Annotated in this window: 6 protein-coding genes and 3 pseudogenes; 4 read left to right on the top strand and 5 right to left on the bottom strand. The window is 24.3% G+C overall.

Features of this window, described 5'->3' with window-relative positions:
• Positions 1-584 precede the first annotated feature (584 nt).
• A pseudogene (locus QIA46_RS05435) lies at positions 585-1,719 on the bottom strand (RNA-guided endonuclease TnpB family protein).
• A gap of 24 nt (positions 1,720-1,743) precedes the next feature.
• Here QIA46_RS05435 and QIA46_RS06790 point away from each other — a divergent pair.
• Positions 1,744-1,902: a hypothetical protein gene (locus QIA46_RS06790; protein WP_472843363.1), complete on the top strand. Its 159-nt coding sequence runs from the start codon at positions 1,744-1,746 to the stop codon at positions 1,900-1,902.
• A 410-nt stretch (positions 1,903-2,312) separates the two neighbouring features.
• Here the strand turns inward: QIA46_RS06790 and QIA46_RS05430 are convergent, their stop codons facing one another.
• From QIA46_RS05430 to QIA46_RS05415, 4 genes and pseudogenes are all read right to left on the bottom strand, one after another.
• Positions 2,313-2,456 (bottom strand): hypothetical protein, encoded by a 144-nt coding sequence (locus tag QIA46_RS05430; RefSeq protein WP_418905943.1) that lies wholly within the window; start codon positions 2,454-2,456, stop codon positions 2,313-2,315.
• A gap of 175 nt (positions 2,457-2,631) precedes the next feature.
• Positions 2,632-6,446: pseudogene (locus QIA46_RS05425) on the bottom strand (Eco57I restriction-modification methylase domain-containing protein).
• Between the two features lie 290 nt (positions 6,447-6,736).
• Entirely contained in the window at positions 6,737-6,940 is a 204-nt protein-coding gene (locus tag QIA46_RS05420) for a hypothetical protein (RefSeq protein ID WP_418905942.1), read from the bottom strand.
• A 459-nt stretch (positions 6,941-7,399) separates the two neighbouring features.
• A pseudogene (locus QIA46_RS05415) lies at positions 7,400-8,011 on the bottom strand (chromosome replication/partitioning protein).
• Positions 8,012-8,523: 512 nt separating this feature from the next.
• Between QIA46_RS05415 and QIA46_RS05410 the strand changes: the two are divergent.
• Genes QIA46_RS05410 through QIA46_RS05400 form a run of 3 tightly spaced genes read left to right on the top strand, consistent with a single transcriptional unit; the run spans position 8,524 to position 10,698 of the window.
• The gene (locus QIA46_RS05410; RefSeq protein WP_418905941.1) at positions 8,524-9,441 is read left to right on the top strand and encodes a plasmid maintenance protein; all 918 of its coding nucleotides are present in this window, start codon (positions 8,524-8,526) and stop codon (positions 9,439-9,441) included.
• Positions 9,434-9,973 (top strand): DUF226 domain-containing protein, encoded by a 540-nt coding sequence (locus QIA46_RS05405; RefSeq protein ID WP_418905940.1) that lies wholly within the window; start codon positions 9,434-9,436, stop codon positions 9,971-9,973. Before QIA46_RS05410 ends, QIA46_RS05405 begins: the two co-directional genes overlap by 8 nt.
• The gene (locus QIA46_RS05400) at positions 9,949-10,698 is read left to right on the top strand and encodes a ParA family protein (RefSeq protein WP_418905939.1); all 750 of its coding nucleotides are present in this window, start codon (positions 9,949-9,951) and stop codon (positions 10,696-10,698) included. Before QIA46_RS05405 ends, QIA46_RS05400 begins: the two co-directional genes overlap by 25 nt.
• Positions 10,699-10,711: the final 13 nt, after the last annotated feature.

The raw sequence follows: 10,711 nt of genomic DNA, 5'->3' as shown, positions 1-10,711 counted from the left end.
TAATTAGTTTTTTTTAGTATAAAGCTGTATAGCCGATATTTGCCCCTATTTAATTATTATATCTTATCTAATATTAAACTTGAAATTTTTTCTTTTTAGGAACAAATACCACTCTATAAATTGAAAGGGATAATATATGAACTCATTATCAATAATATTCTTGTATTCTAAAATCATATATAAAGGACAGTTTTTTATATCATAAGTGCAAAAAATAAAGTCAAAAATTAATAAAAAGGAGATTACTCTATTCTAGAGTATCCAAAAATTAATGAAATTTTTCTACACAAAAATTTATCCAAAAACTGACCCTTTACCGCAACATACAAAACGTGAATCTTGTATATTGCTAATAATAGATAATATTATTACAACAATCCTAAATTTACAAATACAGAATATGTTAATAGCCCCATACTTTATAAAATTTTGATAGATAAAAATATAAGAAAATCTACAAATATATGAACTGCTATTTCTAAATCAAAGATTATAGAAATAGCTTCTTGTTTCATACCATGATAACTTTTTAGGCTCTAAAAGGAGAACGGTCATCCACTAGAGCATGGTCCACAAGCTTTACTTCAGGCAGTTCCTGCCTTAGTTTTTATTTCTTTATAATAATAAGCTTTAAGATTCAGAGCAGCATTTATATCTCTATCATGCAAAGTGTTACAACTACTACAAGTCCACCTAGTATCACTTAATCTTAGAGTCGTATTTTTAATGTGACAACTACTGCATAGTTTACTTGATGGAAAATATCTATCCACTTTATACAAAGCAGATCCATACCACTCTGATTTGTATGATAATTGTCTTACAAACTCAGATCATCCTAAATCATTAATACTTTTTCCAAACATTCCTTTTTGCATGCCTTTAATTGATAAATTTTCTATTACTATGTTTTTATAATTGGATACAAAGTAATAAGATAATTTATGCAAAAAGTCTTTTCTTTGATTTGAAATTTTCTTATGCAGCTTGGCAACTCTTAATCTAGATTTAGCCCTATTAATAGAACCTTTTTGCTTTTTTGATAGTTTTCTTTGATATTTTTAAAGTTTATTTTCATTTTTTAATAAATATTTAGGATGATTGATTTTCTAACCTTCACTACTTACTAAAAAATGTCTCATACTCATATCAATACCAACTATTTCTTTTTTATCGCCTTTAGCTTCATTTATATTTTTAGTATCTAAGCACTCAAATATTATTGAAATATAATATTTATCATCAATATCTTTTTCTACTACTACATTTTTAATAAGCTCATTATCTTTAATGTACCTATTGTAAACACAACTTTACAAACCCTATTTTAGGTAGTTTTATATAACCATTTTCTATTCTTATTTAGTTTTTTTGATTATTAGTTCTATAAGTTTGCCTATTTTTCTTACTTTTATATTTAGAAAATCCTTGCATTCTATTTCCTTTTTTAATTTCTCTAAAAAAATTACTATACGCAAAATTTAAGTCGATCCACGCGCTACAAAGAGCCAAACTATCAACTTCCTTTAAGAATGGAAATTCATCTTTATATTTACTTGGATTAACACTAAGACTTTTCTTATTTTTTTCATAATAATCTTTCTTATCACTTAACATTTTGTTATACAAAAATCTTACACATCCAAATACTTTTGAAAAATATTTTTTTTGATTGGTGTTGGGATATATTCTGCACTTATAAGCTTTATTAGCACGCATTATTTTTTTTAATTATAATATTTTATTAAAAGATTAGAGGGTAAGAAGAAAAATTCTAATGCATCACGGTTATCTAGACAAGCTTTAATTAATGCAGAGAATGCTTTAAAAAATTTAGAATCTTATTCTTCCAAAAAAGTTTATGCAATAGTTACAATGAAAGAGTTACAAGAATTTATTTAACATTCAAAAACTATTTTAGCAAACATTAATGGATAATATAGTCTAAGAACTAAAATAAAAAGTTTAGTATTTCATGTATTTAAGGATATTGCCCTAAAATGCTAATTTAAATATTAAACACTTAGGTTCAGAGTTTCTAAGGAATCAACCAAACCTTCAGGTACAAGCTGGTTCTTTAGAATCTGTTAATACAAAGAGAATTCAATGATTTTAAATTCTCCATATTATCTTAATCAAAAAGAACTATGGATAAATAAAGAAAATTTAGCTCCAACACTGATGAAGAAAAAAAGCAAAAAAAGCAATTGGTGAGGGAAATCTCAAACTTGCTCAATTATTTGATGACTAACATGAACTTAACAATGAGTATGAGCAATTAGAATCTATTTTTTATTATGTTTATAAAGCAATTATGCTCGAAAGTGAACACTATTTCTATAATCTTTGATATAGAAATAGTATTCACTTAAAGGATTGAGATTTTCAATACTTGTGCCATTTTTTTTGTTGAATATAGAAAGAATCAATGCAAAAGAAGATAATTTGGCTTTCATAAAAACAACAACCATGATACATATTGAATTTTTAAATCTATAAACATTATTTTCTTAAATTTCTAAAAGTTTTTTAGGCTCTGTATTTAAAAAATCACTTCACTAAGAATAACCTTTTCACCATTTAATAATAATGTTTTCTTACTAAAAAAATTCATAAATCTCTTTAAAATGCTTAATTAATCTTATTTGTTTTTAAATAATTCTCATATCCTTTTATTAAAAATAAAATATATTCTTCTCCCTTTTTATTTTTTAGCACCTCAAAGTCATTAAGCAAAACCTCAAAATCTTCTTTGGTTAGTGAATAAAGACTGGCTACAATAAAGTTATTTTCATTTTCTTTCTTTTTGAAAAATTCATCTTCCACATTTAGATTTAGTATTTTATTAACTTTTTCTTCACTAAGCTCGAAATGTTCTAAATGAAGCAAATATTTAAAGTTTTCAGGATCATTTTTGGCTATTAGCAAGGAAGTATTTTTTATAAGATTTAAATATAAAGAATTACTTAAAATTTCTTTTTCTTCGGGTTGGGGTATAGGACATTGATATAAACACGATTTTAGCACATTTAAGTCAACAAATCTTCTAATCATAAAGTCAAATACAAATGAATTAAAAATAGATATAACAAATAATTTTTTATAAAGTGATATTAATGTTTTCTCATAATTTATATATATTGAATTTACGCAATAACAATTTTTAGGAGAAAGTGTGCTAATCATCGTTCTTTCATTTGTGTTACTCGCAATTGCCCTATAGAATACTCTTTCGGTTTGAAATTGGCTATCTCTGGTTAATACTTTTTCCAAGTCTTTTTTATCTATCCAAAGCAATTTAGAACTTTCTTTTGCATCTTTACCTTCAAAAAATCTTGAATTAAACTGATGAATATTGGCCCCAGAATAAAGAAATACAAAATCCTTATTATCATATTCTTTATACAATGCTTTATAATTTGTTAAATTTAGTCCTTGTTTGAAATCAATATACTCTTGACTAAGAACACTGAATTTACGAAACATTTTGTTAATTAAGCTAAATTCTTCATTGTCTTTAAATTCTATAATTGATTCTTGAATAGGAGATAGTTTTTTAATTTGGTTTATATTTAATTCAATCCCTTGATAAGGATCATCTTTGCTATCTTTTAAATCACCAGTTATTTCTTTAATAATATTATCATCACGTTGAATCATAAATTTTGCTTTAAAACTTGATGTGGGAGTTTTAGTATTACTAAGTTGAAATATTGCAAATTTAAAGCTTGAATGCACATCTTTAAATCTTTTTTTATTTTCAAATTGATAAATATAATTAAGTTTATAATTAGCAAATATATGTTTTCTTAATGAACTAGAACTAGACTCACCCCAAAGGCTTGAAGGAACCAAATAAGTTAAATTGCCCTTTTCTTTTATTAGCTTTAAATTAAATGCTAAAAAATATCTAAAAATATTCGGATCACCACCACTAGTAAAATCTTTAAAATCAAATTTATAAATATTGTTAATAGCACTTATACTGTTTTTTTCTTCATTGTATTCAATGCTCAAAGGATGATTATCTTTAATAAGTATTTCTTGCTTTATTTTATTTTGTTCTTTTATGCTTAGTTTTCTGTAACTAGGAATATGTTTTGAGAAAAACTCTGATTCATTATACTTAGTTTTCTCCCATGGGGGATTCCCAATTACAATATCAAATCCTTCCTGAATATCTGGAAACTCAATTCCATAGTGGAAAAATTTATAGTGGCCACTTAATTTTCTAATTTTCTTCATTCTTTCTTTATCTTCACTAGAGGTTTTATTGCCCAAAATATTTTCAATTAAACTGATTACATCTACAATATTGCCAAATTCAATATTTAAAGATTTGTCAAAAGATAATGAATAAAGTTTAATTAAAGAAAATATTATTCTTAAATTATCTATATATTCACTTTCCTCATATTCTTTGTATATCTTTTTAGATTTTTCTATATCTTCTTTAGTAGTATCGTTAATGCCTTTAATTTTTTGATAAATATTTTCTAAAATAGTTGTAATTTCTTTAATCCTTTTCTTAAATAAAGAAAATCCACACTCAAATTTCTTTTTTGTAATATCAAAAAATTCATCTTTGGTATATCCTAAGAGAGCATTTCCTACTTTTATGTGATGTTCAATAAAGCTTAGTGGTGTTCCAAAAATAAATGTATTAATCCACAAACTTAGCATAGTAATTTCAACCGAAATAGTATTAATATCAACACCATAAATGCATCTCTTTAGTAACATCCTTTTAAGTACTAACTCTTTACTTATACTATCCTGAACATCATACTCTTCACTTTCTTTTAAAATAGATCTATATTCTTTATCAAGCTCTTTTTTTACATCTTCAAATTTATCTAACTCATACCATACTTTTTCTGTTAAGTAATCTAGACAAGAAATCAAAAAATGCCCTGATCCACAAGAATTGTCAATGATTTTAATATCTAAAGGAGATTTAGTTTTAAGCTGTTCTTCTATTGAAGATATAACCATAAAATCAGTTAGGTCATCGGGGGTATAATATGCTCCACTTTTTTTCCTATCAAGTGATCTAGATGTAAGATAAATATTGCCTTTATAGTAAGTAGCAACTTTGTTTACTTTCTTGTTTTCAAGCTCTTCTTCGGTACGAATGAGATAAACTCCATCTTCAATAATACGATGAACAGTAGTATCTGCAATTCTTAGGTCATATTCAAGCAAAGTCTCGTATAATTCTCCAAACTTTTGGGATCTAACTTTGAATACTCTACAAATTTTTCATCTTTAATATTTTTTTCTTCAAAAAAGAGTATTTTAACTAATATCTCTTCAAGCTCACTAACACTGAGCAAACTTTCATTATTTAAATATTTAACCTTATCTTCTGCAAATAATCCTCCATTAAAAATGGGGAACTTTATTGCATCACTTCCCTTATCAAGTAAATTAAAAATTGTTATTATTTTTTTATATCCTAATTTTTTTTTTGTATTTTCATCATAAAAAAAATATCTAAAAGATATAGAAGATCTGTATAGCTTGTTTTCTTCTAAAATTTTCTTAAATATGTCGTTGTCTTCAATATATGCAATAAAAAATATTCTTAAAATAAAAATAATTGCCTCTTCAAGTATACTATCCAAAATATAACGAGTAATTTCTTTGTCTGATACTTTAAATTCTTTGTCATATATATTTTTTGCAATTTTAAATACTATAGAGTCATCAGGCCTCTCATAAAGTATCTCTCTAAGAGTTTTTTGAATCATCTCTTTTTCTTTGGATATTTGTTCTTTTTCAACTGTTATTACATTGCTTGTTTTTAGGTATCTTTCTTTCCTTATAAGATAGCTAAATAAAATAAACCATTCTTGCTCTTTGTATTCTTCTTTGTCTTCAATTTTAGAAAAATCAAATTCAATATACCTTTTTTCTCCATAAAGTACTTTAGATTTATCATATAATCTCCATACCTTTCCATTTGAAAGTATTCCATAATGTTTTTGATATTGATTTAGATATCTGTATAGCTGACCTTCTACTTCTCTTACTTTATCTTTAGCATCAAAACTAAATGTTGGACGCTTAACTTCTGCTATAAGCAAGATATCTTCGGTTGGAATAGACTCATTATTTTTTTTAGCTTTTTCTAATTTTTTATTAAAATCTACTTTGTCTTTATCATTTTCAAAAAGTAGTATATCTACTCTGGATTTCACTCCTTCTATTTGCCCACCTTTTTGTTGTTCTACTGAATAATTTAATTTCTCAAATATAGATTTTAGTAAAGACTCTATATTTGCTTCTGTTGAATTGTCATCTATTGAAAAAAGTTTATTTTTTATAAAAATAAAAAAATCTTTTTGCTTATTGATATTTTCTTTTTTTATAAAGCCTTTTGACAGTTCTTTATAAAGAGATACATTTGGATCATTTGTTTTTATAATGTAATCGGCTTTCATTGTTTATATTTACAACCATTATGTTATTTATAAATCCTTTTTAGCCCTTCTTAATACTCAGAATGTACTCTAAGATTAGTTTTTTTAAATTTAAAAAAACTAATCTTAGAGTAAGTCGGCCAAAACTTGTTTTAATATTTATTTGACTATAAATACTCTATCTTTAGAGTAAGCTTGTTCAAAATTATTTTTCACTTTTTCTCAATTAATTAGAGTTATTAATTTATTTTTCATAAGGCATCCTTAATTAAAGAGCATCTAAAAAACACTTTTTTAAAACCGAATTTTTCTTAAACATTCCCCAATTTGTGAAGCATAAACAAACAAATGTTTTTATCCTTTTCATTTTCAAAATTGAAATTATAGAGACTTTTGTTAATTTCTTCTTTAAGAACATCTCGGCCAGAATCATGCAAGCAACAAAGATTTGAAAAATTTTTAAAAGAACTTATCAGGTCAAAAACAACACAAATAATAACCCTGTTTTTATTCATAATAATCCTCTCTCAAAATTAAAAAATAAATCAAAGTCTTTGATTTTCAATTTTTTAGTAAGCAGTGAGGATGAAAAAACAAATCACCCCAAATATTTAACAAAAAATTAAAATAAACTTAATAAATATCAAATAAAATTATCAAAAAACAAAAAGGTTCTATTAATATTGCCAAATCTAGATTAAGAGTTTCTAAGCTATATAAGAAAAGACTTTTACAGAAATTATTTATTTGCTTTGTAGTAATTATAAAAATATGGTGACAGAGGGCTTATCAATTAAGGGGATTCAAAGTTAAGAACAACTAGTATTCAATGTCTAATTCCAAATTTAGATTTTAAAATAAAAAACCCTTTTCGGGGCATCTTTTCGACATTAAACTAGGCAAAACAAACTTAAGCCTATTTGAAATAATAGATTACCATTAATCAAGCATTAAAGTCAATAAACCTTGAAAATTTATTTATTCCTTTTCTTTTTAGAATTATCATATTTAATTATGATCTCCGATAAAAGATCTTTTTTATTTTTAAAAATCTCCTTTAAAATAAAATAAACCCTTTTAGTATCTTTTTTACAAAAATAATATAATTCATTATCTTTTATTAAAATTCTAATTGGGATATTTTCTTTGTTGCTTTTATTAATATCTTCTTGATTTATTTCTAATAAACCTTGTTTTTGTATGGCGTGATATATGCTATTAAACCCTGCTTCTTTAATTTTATCAATGGAAATAACACCTTCCAAAACCTTTTAATAAACTTTTAAATATGTATAGGCTTGCGTTTTTGCAATTATAAAAGATTTTATAAATTGTTCAAAGCTTTTAAAACCATCATATTTGTAAAGTTTTTTTTGTTTAATTTCATATAGAATTTTCATTCTTTGAATTTTATTATCAATATCATCTTTTAAATTAAGCTTTAATTAGTCTTTTAGGTTATTATAAATTATTAAATTTACATCTTGATTATTACTTAAATTTTGACTTTTGTCAATAAAATCTTCAAATCTGTCATTTAAAATGATCTCCTTTTTATTTTTCTTTTTATTTTCTTTTCCTACCATTTTGCACTCCTATTGCTTTAAAAGCAGATATTTCCATGTATTTAACATTAACTTGCATCTAAAAAATAAGTTTAGACTAATGACATGAGACAAAAATCACATAATAAATCTAACATCACTAATATATGAATAATTATTGACACAAAGTTTAACTTGTGTCAATAATTATTGACACATAAAATCGTTCGGTTCTGAACAATACAAGAAGATATTTCTAAATCAAAAATTATAGAAATAGTGGTTCAAGAAAATCTATTTTTTTAGATTGTTTTGATTTTTAACACCCTGGTTGTTATTTATTATTCTATTCTTAATTGAGCTTATCAAAAAGCTTCTTCCTAGTTATTGGACAATAATAAGACGCTTTTTGTCAAAAAATCAATCCTCCTCTTGATTTAAATATTCTTAAAATGGTTTTTGGTTTTAATTTTAAAAGAGGGTTGAAATTTATTATTTTATATACTATAATTCTTAACTGTAAATTAAATACACATTAAGCTGGGGGACAAAAAATGAAAGCCACTACACCTAATCATAGGTACCAAATTAATACTAATAAATTACTTTCAAAAGACTGTAAACTTAAAAAAATAATTTCAGTTATTATTTACTTAAATAAAGAATTTGAAAAAAAATATAATGAATCAATACATAGAATTCATTTTGACTCTAAAAAACTAAAAAATATTCGGGGCCATCATCAAGGAGACATACTTCGAGTACTAAACTCAAACATACATAAAGAAAATAAAAAAGAAACGACAATTAATACTCTAAGAATAGATTTGAGATTTTTAGTTAAGCTAAAGGCATTAGAAAAAAGAACACTAACATTTTCAAATAACTTTGGAGAATTTAAAGGAAAACTCTGTATATATAAGGTGTCATCTATTGCATATAAATTGATCGACACATATTTTAGCAACACCAAATCAGACTTAATTAAAAAAGTAAAGGAAGAAAAAGATACTTTAAGAGAAAATAAAGGGTATTTTAAATCTCAAAATATCACTGAAAATATCACTGTATATAATAAACAGTATATAAATAAATATAATAAAAATTCTATAAAAAACTCTTTTTTAAAAAAAATTAAATCCATAGTTTCTACTACAAAAAAGCCAATTAAAACGCTAAAAAATACTTTATTAAACTATAAAGACTTTGAAAATTATTTAAAATATGATTATGAGGTAAAAGATATTAAAGAGTTTTTCCTGTCCAAATTAAACTTTTATAAGCACAAAATCCATTTTATGAGAAAAATTGCACCCTATAAAACCGATTTTTACACCCTTGCAGGAGAATTTAAAGATATTTATACTACTAAATGGAAAGGAAATAAAATAAATAGCTTTTCAGGACATGCTGGTATAATAGCCAATAATATTTTATCTAAAATTTTTTCAAAGGGATTGAAATTTGAGTAGTTTGCTTGAAAAACTCAGAAATAAAAAAAATGACATAGAAAAAAGAATTATATTCAATAGAATTGAAGAAATAGATAGTAGAAAAATATACTGTACAAAAATATTTAAACATCTGGTTGGTTTTAAAATTACAAACAAAGGGGAAAGGCTAAGACTTACTTTCCAAGAATTTAATAACAATGAAGATTTTCTTTTCTTCAATTTATTCCCTTTAAGAGAAAATGATAAATTCTTAGAAATAAAATATAAGCATGATAAACTCGATAAACCCTTTTTTCTTAAAAAAGAAAACAATAAAACTTATGCAATAAAAAAACTATATTATATAGAATTTGTCTTTAAAAATGGCTCTGTTAAAGCCTATGTGCAATCTTTAAGAACACTTTTAAGAAAAAATAAAGAAACCACCGGGTATTATCAATTCAATTTATCACATTTGAAAAAAATGGAAAAAAAAGTATATGAATTTTATAATAAAAAACTAAAAGATGGGGGAGTTATAAATAAATGGATCAAAAAAAACCAATTATAATTACACTTGCAAGTTTAAAAGGAGGAGTGGGCAAAAGCTCACTTTCTATACTTTTTTCTTATGTTTTAAAAGAATTGGGGAAAAAAGTGTTACTGATTGATTTAGATCCACAAAATTCTTTAACTTCTTATTTTAATAAATATATTTCTAATATTAAAAAGCATAACATTTATGAATTTTTAAAAGGAAATGCTTATTTTGATAAATGTGAAAATAAAATTAATGAATTTATTTCTATAATTCCTTCTCATCCTGTTTTAGAAAAATTTAACACGGATGACATAGATTATAAAGAGATTATTTTAGAATTTAGATTAAATAAGAGCACTAAAAGTTTTGATTTTGATTATATTATAATAGATACTTCTCCTAGTCGGAATTTTCTTTTAAAGAATGCTTTAAATGTTACAGACCATATTATAATCCCAGTTCAAGTAGAAAGATGGTCAATAGAAAACTTTTCTATTTTAACAGAAACAATAAATAATATTCAGAATATTAAGAATAAAAAATATAATATTTCTATTATAGAAAACCAATTTATTAAAAATAGGAATACCTTAAAAGAGGTAGAGGAGGTTCTTTATGATAAATATGGCAAATATATAAAAGGTAAAATTCACTTTTCAAATAGTGTGAAAGTTTTTATAAATGACCTTTTAGAGCCTTCTTTGAAAGAAATTTATTATAGGGAAGCTGAAAACGCCTTAAAAGATATACTGTAATTAGAAGCGTATC

The organism is Borreliella carolinensis (genome assembly GCF_032595855.2).
In the GTDB taxonomy this organism is placed as follows: Bacteria; Spirochaetota; Spirochaetia; order Borreliales; family Borreliaceae; genus Borreliella; species Borreliella carolinensis.
The sequence above is the reverse complement of the archived record's forward strand: the minus strand, read 5'-3'. Positions and strand labels throughout refer to the sequence as shown.

Bases quoted from the DNA above. Each gene is read 5' to 3' on its own strand.
- QIA46_RS05430 (WP_418905943.1), bottom strand. From the start codon at position 2,456: ATGAAAGCCAAATTATCTTCTTTTGCATTGATTCTTTCTATATTCAAC.
- QIA46_RS05420 (WP_418905942.1), bottom strand. From the start codon at position 6,940: ATGAATAAAAACAGGGTTATTATTTGTGTTGTTTTTGACCTGATAAGT.
- QIA46_RS05410 (WP_418905941.1), top strand. From the start codon at position 8,524: ATGAAAGCCACTACACCTAATCATAGGTACCAAATTAATACTAATAAA.
- QIA46_RS05400 (WP_418905939.1), top strand. From the start codon at position 9,949: ATGGATCAAAAAAAACCAATTATAATTACACTTGCAAGTTTAAAAGGA.